The sequence below is a fragment of the Pseudochrobactrum sp. Wa41.01b-1 genome (assembly GCF_019464455.1).
Taxonomy (GTDB): Bacteria; Pseudomonadota; Alphaproteobacteria; order Rhizobiales; family Rhizobiaceae; genus Pseudochrobactrum; species Pseudochrobactrum saccharolyticum.
The window spans coordinates 605790-623750 of record NZ_CP080493.1 but is presented as its reverse complement, the minus strand read 5'-3'; the positions used below and the strand labels follow the sequence as shown (position 1 = coordinate 623750).

General features: G+C 50.8%; 16 protein-coding genes. 11 read left to right on the top strand and 5 right to left on the bottom strand.

Annotated elements, in window-relative coordinates; translation table 11 throughout:
* The first annotated feature begins 120 nt into the window (after nucleotides 1-120).
* From K1X45_RS03025 to K1X45_RS02990, 8 genes are all read left to right on the top strand, one after another.
* Nucleotides 121-1050 (top strand): carbohydrate ABC transporter permease, encoded by a 930-nt coding sequence (locus K1X45_RS03025; RefSeq protein ID WP_220159808.1) that lies wholly within the window; start codon nucleotides 121-123, stop codon nucleotides 1048-1050.
* Between the two features lie 10 nt (nucleotides 1051-1060).
* Nucleotides 1061-1900, top strand: coding sequence for a carbohydrate ABC transporter permease (locus K1X45_RS03020; protein WP_022711921.1), 840 nt, complete (start codon nucleotides 1061-1063; stop codon nucleotides 1898-1900).
* Entirely contained in the window at nucleotides 1897-2964 is a 1068-nt protein-coding gene (locus tag K1X45_RS03015; RefSeq protein ID WP_220159807.1) for a Gfo/Idh/MocA family protein, read from the top strand. Before K1X45_RS03020 ends, K1X45_RS03015 begins: the two co-directional genes overlap by 4 nt.
* 62 nt (nucleotides 2965-3026) lie before the next feature.
* The gene (locus K1X45_RS03010; RefSeq protein WP_220159806.1) at nucleotides 3027-4028 is read left to right on the top strand and encodes an ABC transporter ATP-binding protein; all 1002 of its coding nucleotides are present in this window, start codon (nucleotides 3027-3029) and stop codon (nucleotides 4026-4028) included.
* Between the two features lie 240 nt (nucleotides 4029-4268).
* Nucleotides 4269-4934 (top strand): OmpA family protein, encoded by a 666-nt coding sequence (locus K1X45_RS03005; protein WP_220159805.1) that lies wholly within the window; start codon nucleotides 4269-4271, stop codon nucleotides 4932-4934.
* A 320-nt stretch (nucleotides 4935-5254) separates the two neighbouring features.
* Nucleotides 5255-6340, top strand: coding sequence for a recombinase RecA (gene recA / locus K1X45_RS03000; RefSeq protein ID WP_028233868.1), 1086 nt, complete (start codon nucleotides 5255-5257; stop codon nucleotides 6338-6340).
* A gap of 297 nt (nucleotides 6341-6637) precedes the next feature.
* On the top strand, nucleotides 6638-9298 hold the full coding sequence (alaS, locus tag K1X45_RS02995; protein ID WP_220159804.1) for an alanine--tRNA ligase: 2661 nt from the start codon (nucleotides 6638-6640) through the stop codon (nucleotides 9296-9298).
* Nucleotides 9299-9428: 130 nt separating this feature from the next.
* Nucleotides 9429-10175 carry an SDR family oxidoreductase gene (locus K1X45_RS02990; RefSeq protein WP_220159803.1) on the top strand — a complete coding sequence of 249 codons (747 nt, stop codon included), beginning with the start codon at nucleotides 9429-9431 and terminating at the stop codon, nucleotides 10173-10175.
* A 235-nt stretch (nucleotides 10176-10410) separates the two neighbouring features.
* Here K1X45_RS02990 and K1X45_RS02985 read toward each other — a convergent pair whose 3' ends face one another.
* The 4 genes from K1X45_RS02985 to K1X45_RS02970 form a co-directional block, all read right to left on the bottom strand.
* Nucleotides 10411-10890 carry an NUDIX hydrolase gene (locus tag K1X45_RS02985; protein ID WP_022711914.1) on the bottom strand — a complete coding sequence of 160 codons (480 nt, stop codon included), beginning with the start codon at nucleotides 10888-10890 and terminating at the stop codon, nucleotides 10411-10413.
* A gap of 356 nt (nucleotides 10891-11246) precedes the next feature.
* Entirely contained in the window at nucleotides 11247-11744 is a 498-nt protein-coding gene (gene gpt / locus K1X45_RS02980; protein ID WP_022711913.1) for a xanthine phosphoribosyltransferase, read from the bottom strand.
* Nucleotides 11745-12345: 601 nt separating this feature from the next.
* Nucleotides 12346-13242: a universal stress protein gene (locus K1X45_RS02975; RefSeq protein WP_151159107.1), complete on the bottom strand. Its 897-nt coding sequence runs from the start codon at nucleotides 13240-13242 to the stop codon at nucleotides 12346-12348.
* A gap of 179 nt (nucleotides 13243-13421) precedes the next feature.
* Nucleotides 13422-14168: a competence/damage-inducible protein A gene (locus K1X45_RS02970; protein ID WP_022711911.1), complete on the bottom strand. Its 747-nt coding sequence runs from the start codon at nucleotides 14166-14168 to the stop codon at nucleotides 13422-13424.
* Nucleotides 14169-14444: 276 nt separating this feature from the next.
* Here K1X45_RS02970 and wrbA point away from each other — a divergent pair, with 276 nt between their 5' ends.
* Both wrbA and K1X45_RS02960 read left to right on the top strand, forming a co-directional pair.
* Nucleotides 14445-15044, top strand: a complete 600-nt coding sequence (wrbA, locus tag K1X45_RS02965) for an NAD(P)H:quinone oxidoreductase type IV (RefSeq protein WP_022711910.1) — start codon at nucleotides 14445-14447, stop codon at nucleotides 15042-15044.
* A gap of 380 nt (nucleotides 15045-15424) precedes the next feature.
* Nucleotides 15425-15700 carry an HU family DNA-binding protein gene (locus K1X45_RS02960; protein WP_022711909.1) on the top strand — a complete coding sequence of 92 codons (276 nt, stop codon included), beginning with the start codon at nucleotides 15425-15427 and terminating at the stop codon, nucleotides 15698-15700.
* A 213-nt stretch (nucleotides 15701-15913) separates the two neighbouring features.
* On the opposite strand, the gene K1X45_RS02955 is transcribed toward K1X45_RS02960, so the two are convergent.
* Nucleotides 15914-16219 (bottom strand): hypothetical protein, encoded by a 306-nt coding sequence (locus K1X45_RS02955; protein ID WP_255560498.1) that lies wholly within the window; start codon nucleotides 16217-16219, stop codon nucleotides 15914-15916.
* Between the two features lie 575 nt (nucleotides 16220-16794).
* Here K1X45_RS02955 and K1X45_RS02950 point away from each other — a divergent pair.
* The gene (locus K1X45_RS02950; protein ID WP_220159802.1) at nucleotides 16795-17955 is read left to right on the top strand and encodes an efflux RND transporter periplasmic adaptor subunit; all 1161 of its coding nucleotides are present in this window, start codon (nucleotides 16795-16797) and stop codon (nucleotides 17953-17955) included.
* Nucleotides 17956-17961 lie beyond the last annotated feature (6 nt).

Here is a 17961-nt window from a genome sequence, read left to right as displayed (position 1 = left end):
GCGGGGGCAGGCGGATGGCTTTTTTGCCGTGTTATTATTGTTACCTGTTTTTTATGCATGTTCCGCACAAGACAAAAGTCGCTCTGCCGGAAATGCCCTGTTTGAAAGCTTACGACCGGTATGGCGCGAAATTCGACAAGCAAACCGCCTTTCCGCTGGCATATAGCGGTTTTTCTGGCACCGGCGGTGCTGGTTTATACGGCTATTATGATCCTGCCGCTTTTCGGAACCATGCAATTGTCGCTGTTCCGCGTTGAAAATCAGGAAAGCTTTTTTGTCGGTCTGGATAATTTCCGCACATTGCTCGGTGATGAGCGCTGGTCGGCGAGTTTCTGGAACGCGCTGGGCAATAATATGTGGTTCTTTATCATCCATATGGTGGTGCAGAACCCGATCGGTATTTTGCTTGCCGCATTGCTCAGCCATCCGAAATTGCGCTTTGCCGCTTTCTACCGCTCGGCGATTTTTATTCCGACCATTCTGTCCTTTGTGATTGTCGGCTTCGTGTGGAAGCTGATCCTGTCACCGCTTTGGGGCGTGGCACCAAATATGCTGGATCTGGTGGGGCTGAAGAGCCTGTTCGCACCGTGGCTTGGCCAGAAAGAATATGCGCTGACAACACTTGGTCTGATTTCCGTCTGGCAGTTTATCGGTATTCCGATGATGCTGATCTATGCGGCGCTGCTGTCTATTCCTGATGAGATTATTGAAGCTGCGGAATGCGACGGCATTACCGGCGCGTCACAGTTCTGGAAGATCAAGCTGCCGCTGATCCTGCCGTCCATCGGGATTATCTCCATTCTGACCTTTGTCGGCAATTTCAATGCGTTCGATCTGATCTATTCGGCGCAGGGTGCACTGGCAGGACCTAATTATTCCACCGATATTCTCGGCACATTCATGTTCCGCACCTTCTTCGGTTTCCAGCTTCAGGTTGGCGACAAGAATATGGGTGCAACGATCGCCTCGCTGATGTTCTTCATCATTCTGATCGGCGTCTGTGTCTATCTGTTCGGTATTCAGCGACGTCTGCGTCGCTACCAGTTCTGAGGATATTAATATGAGCCGCGCAACACAGTCTCCGGTACGCAGTATCGCCGCCCATGCGATCCTTATCCTCTATACGCTGATCGCCCTGTTTCCGGTGGTGATTATCATCATCAACTCCTTCAAGACCAAGGCGGCAATCTTCCGTTCGCCTTTGTCGCTGCCGAATTCGGAAACATTCAGTCTGATCGGCTATCAGACAGTCACATCGCAGGGGAATTTCTTCCTCTATTTCCAGAACAGTATGATTGTCACCGTGGTGGCGATTGCGCTGGTGCTGATTTTCGGGGCAATGGCCGCTTTTGCGCTGTCGGAATATCGCTTTCGCGGCAATACGCTGATGGGGCTATATCTGGCGCTGGGCATCATGATCCCGATCCGCCTTGGCACAGTTTCCATTCTGGAGCTGATGGTGGCCAGTGGTCTGGTGAATACGCTGACATCGCTGATCCTTGTTTATACGGCGCAGGGACTGCCGCTGGCGATTTTCATCCTGTCTGAATTTATGGGGCAGGTGTCGAAAGACCTCAAAGATGCCGGCCGTATGGATGGTCTGAGTGAATATCGTATTTTCTTCCGCCTCGTGCTGCCGCTGGTACGTCCGGCTATGGCAACAGTTGCGGTGTTTACGATGATCCCGATCTGGAATGATCTCTGGTTCCCGCTGATCCTTGCGCCGTCTGAGGAAACCAAAACCGTTACGCTGGGCGCACAGATGTTTATCGGGCAATATGTAACCAACTGGAATGCGGTTCTGGCCGCGCTGTCGCTGGCAATCCTGCCGGTACTGATCCTGTATTTCATATTCTCCCGTCAGTTAATTCGCGGCATTACCGCAGGAGCAGTCAAATGAGTGAAGTCGGGGCAAAAAAACTGCGCGTAATGGTCGCCGGTCTGGGGAATATGGGCTTAAGCCATGCGCTGGCCTATCATAAAAATCCGGGCTTCGAGATTGTCGGTCTGGTCAATCGTTCAAGTGTTAATCTGCCAGAGGAACTGCGCTCCTATCCGCTGCTGACCTCCTATGAAGAGGCATTGCAGCAGCTGAAGCCTGATCTGGTTTGCGTGGCGACTTATTCGGACAGCCATGCGGACTATGCGATTATGGCAATGGAAGCAGGCAGCGACGTTTTCGTTGAGAAGCCATTGGCGACAACTGTGGCTGATGCTGAGCGTGTGGTGGCAAAAGCCAAGGAAACAGGCCGTCAGCTGGTGATCGGCTATATTCTGCGCCATCATCCGTCATGGGTACGCCTGATTGAAGAGGCGCGCAATCTCGGCGGACCTTATGTCTTCCGTATGAATTTGAACCAGCAGTCCAGCGGTGCCCATTGGCAGACGCATAAACAGCTGATGAAAACCACATCGCCGATTGTCGATTGCGGCGTGCATTATCTGGATGTGATGTGCCAGATCACCGATGCCAAGGCCGTAGAAGTGCGCGGCATGGGCGTGCGCCTGAGCGATGAAGTTGCGGAAGGCATGTATAATTACGGCCATTTGCAGGTGCTGTTCGCCGATGGTTCTGTGGGCTGGTATGAAGCGGGCTGGGGGCCGATGATGTCGGAAACTGCCTTCTTCGTGAAAGATGTGATCTCGCCAAAGGGCTGTGTTTCGATTGTGATGGAAGAGGGCGCAAGCTCTGCCGATATCAATACTCACACCAAAACATCTGTGATCCGCGTGCATCAGGCTGAAACCGATGCAGAGGGCAAGTTCAAAAAGCAGGACGAACTTTTGTCCATGCAGGGTGAGCCTGATCATCAGGACTTGTGTGACCGCGAACAGGCATTCATGCTGAAGGCGATCACCGGGAATATTGACCTGATCCGTCATATGGACGATGCGGTACAGTCTTTGCGTATTTGTCTTGCCGCGGATGAAAGCGTGCGCAGCGGTCTGGCTGTGAAATTATAAAACAGCCTGCGATTTGCATTGCGTAGCTTTGGCCTTGAAAACATTCTGACAGGAAAACGACTTTGGGAACTCTGAAACTCAATAATATCCGTAAATCATATGGTCAGGTCGATATTATCAAAGGTATCGATCTGGATGTGCGGGACGGGGAACTGGTCGTTTTCGTCGGGCCGTCCGGCTGCGGAAAATCCACACTGCTGCGTATTATTGCGGGGCTGGAGGATGCCAATTCCGGTGAAGTGCGTATTGACGACCAGGTGGTCAATCAGACACCGCCTGCCAAGCGCGGTATTGCCATGGTGTTTCAGAGCTATGCGCTCTATCCGCATTTGACGGTTGAAGCCAATATGGGGCTTGGTCTTAAACAGGCTGGCAAACCGGCAGCTGAAATCAGTGAACGGGTTACGCAGGCTTCCGGCATGTTGTCGCTTGAGAGCTATTTGCAGCGCCGTCCGGCTGAGCTTTCCGGTGGTCAGCGACAGCGTGTGGCGATTGGCCGTGCGCTGGTACGCGAGCCGAAACTGTTTCTGTTCGATGAGCCGCTTTCCAATCTTGATGCAGCATTGCGTGTGAATACGCGTCTGGAAATCGCCAAGCTGCATCGCCAGCTGTCTGCCACGATGATCTATGTGACCCATGATCAGGTGGAAGCTATGACGCTGGCAGACCGGATTGTTGTGCTGAATGCAGGGCGGATTGAGCAGGTCGGTGCACCGATGGATCTCTATAATGCACCGGACAATGAGTTTGTCGCCGGATTTATCGGTTCTCCGAAAATGAATTTTGTCGATGCTGTTGCGCTGAATGACGATCAGGCAAAGCGCATCGGTATCCGGCCGGAGCATATTACGCTGGACAGCAATTCAGGTCAGTGGAAAGGCTCTGTCGTTCACGTTGAACAACTCGGTGCTGATACCAATGTCTATCTGGATACGGAGACAGCTGGGCTGCTGACAGTGCGTATCTTTGGCCAGTATCGCGTGGAACCGGGAACTGTGATTTATGCGACGCCGGAGAGCGATAAAATTCACCGTTTTGATGGTGAGGGGCGTGCGATCCGCTAAGCGCTGCGATTCTTGAAATAAGAGCAAAATCCTTGCGGATTTTCCGGTTGCACTTCTGTATTGCCCAATATTACGGGCAATTATGGATGTAATTATCAGCTTTAAAGCGTGTTTATTGAAGTGTGAAACTTTAAAACACGCTTTTCGCGATATGAATTTGACCTTACGTCCAAAATTAACCAACATGCTGCCGTATTTGCCGTTATCCTGCGGCATATCTTGAATCAGGAAAATTGAACCATGTTGAAAAAGATTGCTATTGCCGCAACTGCAGCGACCTTTCTGGCCGGTTGTACCACAACCGATCCGTATACGGGCGAACAGAAGATCTCCAATACTGCCGGCGGCGCAGGTATCGGTGCTGCTGTCGGCGCATTGGGCGGTCTGATGGTCGGCGGTTCGAGCACTGCGCAGCGTAATGCTGTGCTGATCGGTGCCGGTCTTGGCGCGCTGGGTGGCGGTGCAATCGGTAACTATATGGATCGTCAGGAAAATGAACTGCGCGCACAGTTGCAGGGTACTGGCGTATCGGTTACCCGTAACGGTGATCGCATCATTCTGAACATGCCTTCCAGCATTACCTTTAACACCGATCAGGATGTTGTAATGCCGCAATTCTATTCGACACTGTCTTCAGTGGCGATTGTTCTGCGCAAATTTGACAAGACATTGGTTGATATTAAAGGCCATACGGATTCAACCGGTTCTGCTTCACATAACCAGAATCTGTCGCAGCGCCGCGCTATGTCCGTTGGTAATTATCTGAGCGGTCAGGGCATCGATGGCCGTCGTTTTGCGATTATGGGCTTCGGCTCAACCCAGCCGGTTGCTTCCAATGCAACACCGGATGGTCGTGCGCAGAACCGTCGCGTGGAAATCGAGATTTCTCCGCTCAAAGGCGTGTAAGGCTTTTAAAGCTGTTTCAAAGAGCCGCTCCGGTCATGCCGGGGCGGTTTTTTATTGCCTGCCGGAAGGGGGCTAAGTCTGTGCCGCTACGACAATATGATCGAATCGACGTTTGGCTAAATCCGTTCCCGTCTTGTTTTAATTTTCGAAATCTTTTTTAGCGTTGCATTATTTATAAATTAGAACATCAGAAGAACAAAATGTTATATTGATTTAAAATCAATGGCTTAATTCTATTGCAGATTGAGAACAAATAGGATACATATTATCCATAAAGTTTCATTCTGCGGACTTCAAGTGACGCAAAGGGATAGTGTAAAATGTCTCAGAATTCATTACGACTTGTTGAGGATAAATCAGTGGACAAATCAAAGGCTCTGGACGCGGCACTGTCACAGATTGAGCGCTCATTCGGTAAGGGCTCGATCATGCGCCTTGGCCAGAATGACAAGGTAGTGGAAATTGAAACTGTCCCGACCGGTTCGCTGTCTTTAGATATTGCGCTGGGCGTTGGTGGTTTGCCTAAAGGGCGTATTGTTGAAATTTACGGGCCTGAAAGCTCGGGTAAAACAACAATGGCGCTGCATACAATTGCTGAGGCGCAGAAAAAAGGTGGCATCTGTGCGTTCGTGGATGCGGAGCATGCGCTTGATCCGGTCTATGCCCGCAAGCTCGGCGTGGATCTTGAAAACCTGCTGATCTCGCAGCCGGATACCGGTGAACAGGCGCTGGAAATTACCGATACGCTGGTGCGTTCCGGTGCGATTGACGTGCTGGTTGTCGACTCCGTTGCGGCTCTGACACCGCGTGCGGAAATTGAAGGTGAGATGGGCGATTCCCTGCCGGGTCTTCAGGCACGTCTGATGAGTCAGGCTCTGCGTAAGCTGACCGCTTCGATTTCCAAGTCCAATACGATGGTTATCTTCATCAACCAGATCCGTATGAAGATCGGTGTGATGTTCGGTTCACCTGAAACTACCACCGGTGGTAATGCGCTGAAGTTCTATGCTTCGGTTCGTCTGGATATCCGCCGCATCGGTTCGATCAAAGAGCGCGATGAAATCGTAGGTAATCAGACCCGCGTTAAGGTTGTTAAGAACAAGCTGGCTCCTCCGTTCAAGCAGGTTGAGTTCGACATCATGTATGGTGCCGGTGTTTCCAAGACCGGTGAGCTGATCGATCTTGGTGTAAAGGCCGGTATTGTTGAGAAATCCGGTTCATGGTTCTCCTATAATTCGCAGCGCCTTGGTCAGGGGCGCGATAATGCGAAAAACTTCCTGAAGGAAAATCCGGAAGTGGCTAATGAGATCGAGCTGACTTTGCGCCAGAATGCCGGTCTGATTGCCGAGCAGATGCTCGACAATGGCGGTGGTGAAGATGATGCGCCGGATGCCGCTGAAGCGTAATTTATTGCGCTCAGATCATTGATAAGATCGCAATACCCCGCATTACATGCCGTGATGCGGGGTATTTTGTTGCTGCGGCACTTCTATGCATGCAGATATATGGGCGGATATCTGGACACTGCATGATCATCTGTTTAAAAGCAGGCAGTAACAATAACGGATATGGTTACATGCTGAAGGCGATCGGGTAATTATCTGGCCGGATCAAGCTGTTGCACAGACCGGATCCCATACTTATTTGAGATATGACAGGCCGTGTTACTACGGTTTAAATCGGGCAGAACCCAAAGGTGAATAATGAGCGGCGTTAACGAGATCAGGTCAACATTCCTCGATTATTTTCGTAAGAATGGCCATGAAGCGGTGGCGTCGAGCCCGCTTGTGCCACGCAATGACCCGACTTTGATGTTCACCAATGCCGGTATGGTTCAGTTCAAGAACGTCTTTACCGGTCTTGAAACACGCCCTTACAGCCGTGCTGCAACTGCGCAGAAATGCGTGCGCGCCGGTGGTAAACATAATGATCTGGATAATGTCGGCTACACTGCACGTCACCATACTTTCTTTGAAATGCTGGGGAACTTCTCCTTCGGCGATTATTTCAAAGAAGAGGCAATTACCTTTGCATGGAATTTGCTCACCAAAGAATTTGGTCTGAACAAAGATAAGCTGCTTGTTACCGTTTATCATACGGATGACGATGCTGCGAATTACTGGAAGAAGATCGCTGGTCTTTCCGATGACCGTATCATTCGTATCGCAACCAATGACAATTTCTGGTCGATGGGTGATACCGGCCCTTGCGGCCCTTGCTCGGAAATCTTCTTCGATCACGGCGACCATATCTGGGGTGGCCCTCCGGGATCGGCTGATGAAGACGGTGACCGTTTCATCGAGATCTGGAATCTCGTTTTCATGCAGTTCGAACAGATCAGCAAGGAAGAGCGCATTGACCTGCCACGCCCGTCGATTGATACGGGTATGGGGCTGGAGCGTGTTGCTGCCGTCTTGCAGGGTGTGCACGACAATTATGATATTGACCTATTCAAAGCGCTGATCCGTGCTTCGGAAGAAGCAACGGGTGTTAAGGCTGAAGGCGGACAGCGCGCCAGCCATCGCGTGATCGCCGATCATCTGCGTTCTGCCAGCTTCCTGATTGCCGATGGTGTTTTGCCGTCCAATGAAGGTCGTGGTTATGTGCTGCGTCGTATCATGCGTCGCGCGATGCGTCATGCACAGCTGCTTGGTTCACGCGATCCGCTGATGTACCGTTTGCTGCCGACACTGGTTCGTGAAATGGGACAGGCTTATCCGGAGCTGGTGCGTGCAGAATCTCTGATTTCTGAAACGCTGAAGCTTGAAGAAACCCGTTTCCGTAAAACACTGGAACGCGGTCTTGGTCTCCTAAGCGATGCAACAGAGAATATGAGTGAAGGTCAGAGCCTTGATGGTGAGACTGCGTTCAAACTCTATGACACCTATGGTTTCCCGCTTGACCTGACGCAGGATGCACTGCGCCAGCGCGGCATTACTGTTGATACCGATGGTTTCAGCGCGGCTATGGAACGCCAGAAGGCTGAAGCTCGTGCCAATTGGTCAGGCTCCGGTGATGCGGCAACGGAAAAAGTCTGGTACTCTGTACGCGATAAAGTCGGCGCAACAGAGTTCCTCGGTTACGATACCGAAAAGGCTGAGGGCGTTGTAACCGCTCTGGTTCGTGATGGTCAGATCATCGATAAAGCTGCATCGGGTGAAACTGTCAGCATTATCGTCAACCAGACACCATTCTATGCGGAATCCGGCGGTCAGCAGGGCGATGCCGGTTTCATCTATGGTGATGGTTTTGTCATTGAAGTGACTGATACGGTGAAAAAAGCTGACGGCGTTTTTGTCCATCAGTCAACAATCCGTGAGGGTAAGCTCGCAACCGGTGATGCCGTTGAGCTGGTGGTTGAACATGACCGCCGCAGCCGTATGCGCTCCAATCACTCGGCAACCCATCTGCTGCACGAAGCTCTGCGTGTAACGCTTGGCGATCACGTGGCGCAGAAGGGCTCTCTTGTTGCACCAGAACGTCTGCGTTTTGACTTCTCGCACCCGAAGCCGATCAGCGAAGAAGAGCTGCGCAAGGTTGAGAGCATTGCTAATGAAATCATTCTGCAGAACTCGCCGGTAACCACCCGCCTGATGGCCGTGGATGATGCGATTGAAGCCGGTGCGATGGCACTGTTCGGTGAGAAATACGGTGACGAAGTGCGTGTGGTTTCCATGGGGACTGCGACGCAGGGCGAAAAAGCTGGCAAAACCTATTCTCTGGAACTGTGCGGTGGTACGCATGTCCGTCAGACCGGTGATATTGGTCTGGTACGCATCGTATCGGAAGGCGCGGTTGCAGCCGGTGTTCGCCGTATGGAAGCGCTGACCGGTGAGGCCGCACGTCTTTATCTGGAAGAGCAGGATGACCGTGTTAAAGCGATTGCATCTGCTCTGAAGACCACGCCGTCTGAAGCGCTTGATCGCGTGAACAGTCTGATTGATGAACGCCGTAAGCTGGAAAAAGAGCTGACGGAAGCCCGTAAGAAACTGGCTCTCAGTGGCGGTTCTTCCAAATCGGACAATGAAGCGAAGACCATTAATGGTGTTCAGTTCATGGGACGCAGTGTGACCGGTGTTGCACCGAAAGACCTGAAGCCATTGGCGGATGAAGGTAAGAAAGCACTCGGCTCCGGCATTGTTGCTTTCATCGGTGTGAGCGAAGACGGTAAGGCCAGTGCAGTTGTTGCTGTGACGGATGATCTGACATCGCGCTTTAGTGCCGTTGATCTGGTGCGTGTTGCGTCGGCAGCGCTTGGCGGTCAGGGTGGCGGCGGCCGTGCAGATATGGCGCAGGCTGGTGGTCCTGATGGCAGCAAGGCTGATGAAGCACTGGCTGCGCTTGCTAAAGCCATTGAAGGCTGAACTTTGATAAAATGCTGAGATAAGAAAGCCGCCGGAATTTTCCGGCGGCTTTTTGTTTGTAAAAGATATGCAAGATGCCGGAGGAGGTATCTTCATCACGGATTTAGATTGAGGAAACGGGCGGAGAACTATGAGTAAAGTTGTTCTGATTACAGGTGCAAGCCGTGGTATCGGGCGGGCGGCAGCAATTTTGTGCGGTGAAAGAGGCTGGTCGGTCGGGATTAATTATGCCGGAAATCGCGAAGCTGCAGAGCTGACTGCCGAGGATGTGCGCAAAGCAGGCGGACAAGCGATCACCTTACAGGGCGATGTCGCTGTTGAAGCCGATGTTATCGCCATGTTTGACGAGACTGAAAAGCAGTTTGGTCAGCTGGATGGCGTTGTGGTCAATGCCGGTATTGTTGCGCCGTCACAGCAATTGGCTGATATGAGTGCGGAACGGCTGAAACGCATGTTCGACGTGAATGTGCTGGGTGCCTATCTCTGCGCGCGTGAAAGTGCACGACGCCTGTCTGTTGAACGGAGCGGCAAGGGCGGTTCGATTGTTCTGGTGTCATCCGTTGCTTCGCGGATTGGCTCGCCGTTTGAATATATTGACTATGCCGGTTCAAAAGCTGCCGTGGATACATTGGCGCTCGGCCTGTCGAAAGAACTCGGCGCTCAAAAGGTGCGCGTCAATGCTGTGCGGCCGGGTTTGGTGAATACGGATATCCATGCCAGTGGCGGGCAGCCGGACAGAGCGCACAGGCTGGGTGTGAATACGCCAATGGGGCGGCCGGGTGAAGCCGCTGAAATTGCCGAAGCAATTGTCTGGCTGCTGAGTGATGCTTCATCTTATACATCCGGTGCGCTGCTGGATGTATCCGGTGGTCGCTGAAGCATAATGCCCCAAGTCGCGCTGTTTTAAGCAGAGGTGAAAATGTGAGGCGTACGCAGCATTGCGCGAAAATCTGAGTCAAAATAAAAGGCGCTGTGTTTGATACACAGCGCCTTTACAATTTTAGAGTATATTTCTTTAAACTTGGATCAGTTCAAGGCAATATTATGCTCTGATTTAAAAACATTAGAGCAAGTTTTGTGTGCCAAGTCTGGACACGGCGCTCTACTGAAATTTATTTGCTGTAGATGAAGTCCGGCAGGTTCAGCAGCAGTTTTTTCAATTCCGGTTCATCAACGCGCGCTGCAGCTTCTTCAGGACTGACCCATTCACTGATACGCTGACCGCGCTCCGGCCAGTTCTTCGCCATGCGTTCAAATTCAACGGCATAGACATTAACGGTAAAGCTTGGAATGGCTTCGGCAGGCAGATCATATTTCATATAATCAAACTGACCAACAGGATCAGGATTAACAGAGCCGCGAATGCCCGCTTCTTCAAAAGCCTCACGCAGTGCCATGTCATGCAATGTCTTGCCGGCTTTCGGCCAGCCTTTTGGTGTAATCCAGCGACCGGTGCCGCGACTTGTAATCAACAAAATTTCAGGAGAGGGGCCGGGATTTCGATAGACCAATGCCGCAACCTGCAGAAGACGTCCTGCAGCTGTTAAAATCCGTTTATCTGTCGCGACAATTCCGCTTCCCTGTATATTCACTGAGTTTACTTACCTTTTTATATATTTTGTTGGCCATTTTGAATATATGGCATTTATTCATATGCTTATTCTGAGATGCATATTGTTTATGCAAATCATTATCCTCATCAATATGGTTTTAAATTGTCTGAGGTGTGATCGTCTTAAGAATAAGGCGAATTATATTTGTTAAGTTCCGGCGCTTTATCTGTCAGGATATCATGTTGACCACCCATTCCGGTCAGTATGATCTGGCAGCGCTTATTCTTTTGTAGTTTACGCAGATAAAAATTTAACACAGCTGCCGGTTTTATCAGTTGCTCGGAGCCGGCATTGCAGTGTCGCCATCAGAAAAATCTGACGGCGACACAAATCATTTAACCACGATGGCCTTTGGCAATCGGTTCCTGATAGGTGAAACCCATATCCCAAGGGAAATAAATCCATGTGTCCTGCGAAACTTCGGTGACGAATGTATCAATCAGCGGGCGTCCCTGCGGCTTGGCATAAACAGTCGCAAAATGTGCTTTTGGCATCATATCGCGTACAATTTTTGCGGTCTTGCCGGTGTCGGTGAGGTCATCAATGACCAGAACACCTTCGCCGCCATTTTCCAGCAGTTTTTCACCGATGGATTTGATAACGCGCAATTCACCCTGTTCACTGTAATCATGATAGGAGGCAATGCAGACGGTTTCGATCATGCGGATGCCAAGCTCACGGCAGATAATGGCTGCCGGTACCAGACCGCCACGGGTGATGGCGACAATTGCGTGCCAGTCTTTACCCTGTCCGGAAATACGCCATGCGAGTGCGCGGGCATCGCGATGAAATTGGTCCCAGGAAACCGGGAAAGCTTTATCAGGCAAGGACATCGAAATGCTCCGTTTATAAAATAGTCTGACAGATCCGCTGTCTCAGATGAAAGTTGCGGTGGCTCTGTACTGTTGTTTCGTTTCAGTATGATTCAAACCGGCAGAGAGTTTGAAAACAGTAAAATATCCGCCGGGAACCGGATTCATTACATCCGCTTCTGATCAGAAATAATGACGGTATTCCGGCAGAGTACAAGACCCTAAATTCGGCACATCATTGCTGATTTACCGTTTTCAGGTGATTTACCGTGATAAACGAAAAAGCACTTTTCTGGCAATATTAACTTTGCCACAACCGCAGATAAATCTGCAGTTGTGTGTTATTTTCACTTGTTTTCGTTTTCTTTCGTTTCTGGCGCCGGATATAGAGCACTTCTGCGCTGGAGCATGGCGCGGAAAAGTGGGTGCCGGTTTTCCGATAGTGACATGCGTAAAAACAAAGAGATAGAGCGAGCGCAGTGAATGCAATTCAACGCAACACGCTCTAGAGCGGGTTACGTCCATGCTGGATCGCAATACTCGCTCTAGATTCTTTAGTTTGTCGCATGATCCTACGCAAAACCGCTTCGGACTTTTGCCGGAAATGCTCTGGAAACAAGGATCAGCGTGAAAACAGTGTCAGACAGGGCATATTCGCCAAAAATGAGCGTGTGACACCGCCAAAGATCAGCTCTTTCAGGCGCGACTGGCTGTAGGCCCCCATAATCAGCACATCAATTTCATTGGCTTCGACATAGGCGCGCAGACGATCCTGAACGGTTTGCCCTTCGGAAGGGATCAGATCAATTCTGGCTGAGATATCGTGGCGCTGATAGGCCTGTTGCAATCTGACGGCGATTTCCGGTGCTTCGCGCGGTGCGTCAGGATCGCGGTGCGGGGCAGGGATAACCGTTGTTGCGGCTTCTTCACTCTCGGGTTTTGGTGCATTGACCCAGACAATGCGCACGGTTGCGCAATGGCGTGCCAGCGGCAAGGCATCGAAAGCAGCGCTGGAAGCTTCATATTTTCCGTTAAAAGCAATGGCGAGCTGACGGATGCTGCGGGGCGGATGGAAATTATACGGCACGATAAGTGTCGGGGTTTTGGTATTATATACGAGCTGATCCAGAGGGGTGATCTGTGTGTCCGGATCATCCGGATCGGCCTGTCCGGCAAGGATGAGATCTGCAGCCATGCCGAATTCATTGATGGTCTGGCTCGCATTGTCGCTTTCGGAGCGGACGATCAGGAATTCAGACGTTGTGGCATAGCGGGCAATCTGTTCCTGAAAGAGGTGGGCAACAGCCTCGGCATTTTTCTGATGATGCCGAAGATGCCCTTCATAAAAACTGGCATCTATAAAGCCGCTTGCATCAGAATAAATAACCGGTGTCGGAATAACATAGAGGCCGGTTACATGCATGGGCTCCCCGTCTTGCGCGAGCAGCGCAAGAGCCCTGTATATTCTCTGCAATTCCTGTGTGCTGCGGATATAGGCGATGACGGTACGATAGGACATGGATAACACTCCGTATTCGTTACGCGTGAAAGCTGCGCAAATTCAGATGATTTTATTTCTCAGCATCAATCCCCCTTTTATAGCGGGGGATCAGTCATAATCTGCTGTCCGTTTCCTCAATAATGCCTGACGTGTATTATAACGTATTTTATGGCGGTGATAAACGCAAATGCTTGCAATTATTGCTGAATATCTGCCAGCATTTTTTCAACGGCTGCGGCTGCTGCGGCGAGTTTTTCCTCATCGCGTGCACGCACAACCAGCTCTGTCGAAAACTTGCCGTTCTCGAATTTCGGATAAGAGCCGATGATTGTTTCAGGATGGGTTTCCTGAACTTCACGCAGGGGAATGCCGATCACGCCCTCACCAAACGGGCAGATAATTGTGCGGGAATGAAAGCGGCTGCCGGTACGCAAAGTGGGCAGAATATTCTCGACCATTGCCTGAAAAACGGAAGGCACACCGGCCATCACATAGACATTCGCAATAATGAAGCCGGGGGCAACAGAGACCGGATTGTCAATATGCTGTGCGCCTTGCGGCATACGCGCCATGCGCTGGCGCGACGGCGTGAATTCCATGTCTCTGGATTTATAATGAGCAGCCAGCAAGGCCATGGCTTTTTCATCATAAATACAAGGCAGGCTGAAAGCGGCGGATACGGCATCCGCAGTGATATCGTCATGGGTCGGGCCGATACCGCCGGACGTAAACAGATAGTCATATGCTTCGCTCAGCTCAAGCACGGCCTTAACAATGGCCGGTTGATCGTCGGCGACAATACGAACTTCGGTCAGGTCGATACCGGCATCATAAAGGCGGTCGGCCATATAGCCGATATTTTTATCTTTGGTGCGGCCGGAGAGCAGTTCGTCGCCGATTGCCAGCATTGCCGCACGGATAATCACGGGTTGTTTATTCGTCATGGGAGACTCCATTCACAACCAGAACATGACCGGACAGGGCACCGATCGTCAAGTGATCCTGATGTGATGATTTGCGATCCGCATTGTTTCATAAAGCGGAAGCATTGCTGTGATAACAGCCGGTTATTGTCCTGAATGTTGAACAGTGCGTCCTGTAAGTCGCGACTGGTGCATTTCAATTTCTGTATTAAATAGGATGCATGGATATCAATGTGGTTGTCGGTTTTGTCTCAGAACAGCATCGGCAGACCTGATTAAAACGGAGAATTTTCGAATATGGCTAAGGTTCTGGTACTTTATTATTCCGCTTATGGTCACATGGAACAGATGGCGAAAGCCGCTGCAGAAGGTGCGCGCGAAGCCGGTGCTCAGGTGGATATTAAACGCGTTGCAGAACTGGTGCCTGCTGAAGTTGCCAAGGCTTCCGGCTTCAAGCTGGATCAGGAAGCAGAAGTTGCAACACCTGCAGATCTCGAAAATTACGATGCGATCATCGTTGGCGTTTCTTCGCGCTTCGGCACCATGTCCTCGCAGATGAAAAACTTCTTTGACCAGACCGGTGGTCTGTGGGCGAAAGGCGCTTTGGTGAATAAAATCGGTTCCGTTATGGCTTCGTCTGCAACACAGCATGGCGGTCAGGAACTGGCGCTGATCTCCACCCAGTGGCAGCTGCAGCATCACGGTATGATTATCGTTCCGCTGTCCTATGCCTATCAGGGTCAGCTCGGTAATGATGTTGTTCGCGGTGGCGCACCTTATGGTATGACAACCACTGCCGATGGTGACGGTTCCCGTCAGCCTTCCGAGCAGGAACTCGAAGGTGCACGTTTCCAGGGCAAGCGCGTTGCTGAAATCGCCGCTAAAGTTCACGGCTGATTTATAGAGCAGGGCAGGAATGTCCTCGCGGATAATCTGAAAAAGCGGCTCCGGCCGCTTTTTTATTGCGCGTTCACGGCCGGAAACTAGCGTAAAAAATGACCGGCAAACAGGTGAATTCTGGCCTGTCAGCGACAGAATCCCTTAGCAGTCTGCAGATTCGCAATGCCTGCATTTCGTGCCTTGGATCGCGTAAAATTGGGAACCTCTTGGTGCTACAGAGGGCAAAATGCCGGTTTTCAGGGGTTATTTCTGTGTTTAACCCTGCTTTTGCGGGGTCGAAAAGGAAAACTCTGCTTGGTTCAGCTGTTTCTTTGAATAAACTTCGCCAATCCGGCTGAGTCGTAACCAGCGGAAAAAAACACGAAAGGAATTACCTCATGAACAAGAATGAACTGGTTGCTGCCGTTGCAGAAAAATCAGGTCTCACCAAGACCGATGCTGCTTCAGCCGTTGACGCTGTGCTTGAATCCGTCACCGGTGCATTGAAGGACGGCGGCGAAGTTCGTCTGCCAGGTTTTGGTATTTTCTCCGTCTCCCACCGCGCAGCTTCCACAGGCCGTAATCCTTCGACCGGCAAGGAAGTTGAAATTGCTGCGCGCAACGTACCAAAATTCTCGGCTGGTAAAGGCCTGAAAGACGCTGTTAACAGCTAATCAGTCTGTGACGAGGGCAGGGGAAATTCAGATTATTCCTGCTCGGCCAGAGATCTGCGGAAACGGCATTGCTGTGATTTTTAACAAGAGCAGCAAGTGCCGGTAATTTCCGGCCGATCTGAATTGATATAAAAAAGCCGCGAAGACTGTCTGGTCTCTGCGGCTTTTATTTTATGCAGGAATATATGTGGCCCGAATTTTGAGCGGCGCTTGTTATTTATTGCTCGGCGGATTGTTGCCGATATCCATGATGATCGAGCCGCTGATTTTCACTCTGGTCTTGCCAACCATAAAACTTCCGTCCGGATTGCTCTGAAGATAGGTTTCATCCGGTTCTGCCTGCGGCGGTGTCACAATGGGTTTGGCAGGTTTAACGCCGGGCAGGGAGTAGACAGGTTCGGGAGTTTCCTGCTTTGCCTTTACCGGTGCGCGCATGTCCTGAGCTGAGGCGGGCAAGGTCAGCAGCAGGGCTGCCCCTGTCATGAATGCGGATAATGTTGCCGTTTGTCGTTTTCTCATGGGAAAGCATTGTCCGTTTGTTACAGGCTGAGATGAATTTGGCATAATAGCTGTCTTCATAATCAGCAATGAATCATGGCATAATATAGTGCAGGAAAACAATTCCCGTAGTGCACAGCCGCCGGATCGCGCCGGCGGAATGGTTAAAATTCATAACAATTTCGTGAGTAATGCCGGAAGATGCGCGGCCGATAATATAAGGTGTAAAAATCCGGTTTTTAGTCTAAGCTTCAAAGAATTGATGTGAAAACGGCAAAAATTATATTGATCGGAGATAAATTTACCGTTTGCAGACAAAATCTTGCGCCGAAATTGGGCAAATCCTGACATTTCTGATCCGCATTTTCCTTCTTGTGAATGCGTTGAGCCGGAAACGGGTTTACCAACCGGCCTGATATGAGCCGGTAATTTCGTTGCCGGACAATGCTGATGACCATAGCGTGACCAAGCATGAGTTGACAATTTTCAGCTTAACGTACAGTTATCGCACCCTATTTAATAAAAACGTGTGTCCAGCCATGCCGATTGGACATTCTTCGTTCTGTATCCATTCTGCGGCAGGAGTGCCACATAAGATGATTAAGCGTTTCATCATCGCGATTATATTGCTTGTTCTGGTATGCGGAGGGCTGATCGGGTTTAACCTGTTCCGTGCGCAGGCCATTAAGGACTTCTTTGCAAATATGAAGCAGCCGTCACAGGCCGTTTCAACCCTCGAGGTCAAACCGGGCCAGTGGCTGCCCGGTGTTGAAGCAATCGGTTCCGCCCGTGCTGAAGACGGTGTCAATCTGACTTTCCAGATCGACGGTATTGTCAAAGAAATCCTCTTCAAGCCTAACCAGCACGTCAAAAAAGGCGATCTTCTGGTGCAGCTGGATGATGAAATCCAGAAAGCTGATCTCGCAGCAAGCAAGGCTGAAGCCGAACTGAGCGAGCAGAATTACAAGCGTGCGCAGACATTGCGCACACAGGGCGTCGGCGCTGTATCCAATGTTGATACAACCGCTGCGGCTTTGTCTTCCGCAAAGGCAAATGTTGCCAAGGCACAGGCAACAGTTGATCTGAAGCGTCTTATTGCACCTTTCTCCGGTGTGATCGGTATTTCCCGCGTGGATATCGGCCAGTTCATGGCACCCGGCAATGTTGTGGCAACATTGCAGAATGTTGACACGATGCGTGTGGACTTCACCGTACCGGAGCAGGAACTGAAGAACCTGTCGATCGGTCAGGAAGTTCAGATCGGCGAATCCGCTGCGGATTATGCTTTCAAAGGCAAAATCATCGGTATTGATCCGAAAATCGACCCTGCGAGCCGTCTGGTTTCCATTCAGGCACAGGTTGATAATTCTGAAAAATCACTGGTACCGGGTCAGTTCGTACAGGTTCGTGTTGTGCTGCCGGAAGAAAACAATGTGATTGTTCTGCCGCTGACCAGTGTCGTGACCAGCCTTTATGGTGACTATGTTTTCACTGTTGTGAAAAAAGAAGCCGCGAAAACCGATACCGCTCAGGCAGCAGATGCACCAAAGACAGATGCAGCAGCAACAGCTGATGATCTGATCCTGCATCAGGTGTTTGTGAAGCTTGGCCGCCGTACCGGTAATAATGTTGAAGTTCTGAGCGGCGTTAAGGAAGGCGATATTGTCGTGACTTCCGGCCAGAACCGCCTGAGCAACGGGATGGGTGCGCATATTGACAATAAGGTCAATCCTGCTGATGCCCAGAAGAAACCATAAGGTCGA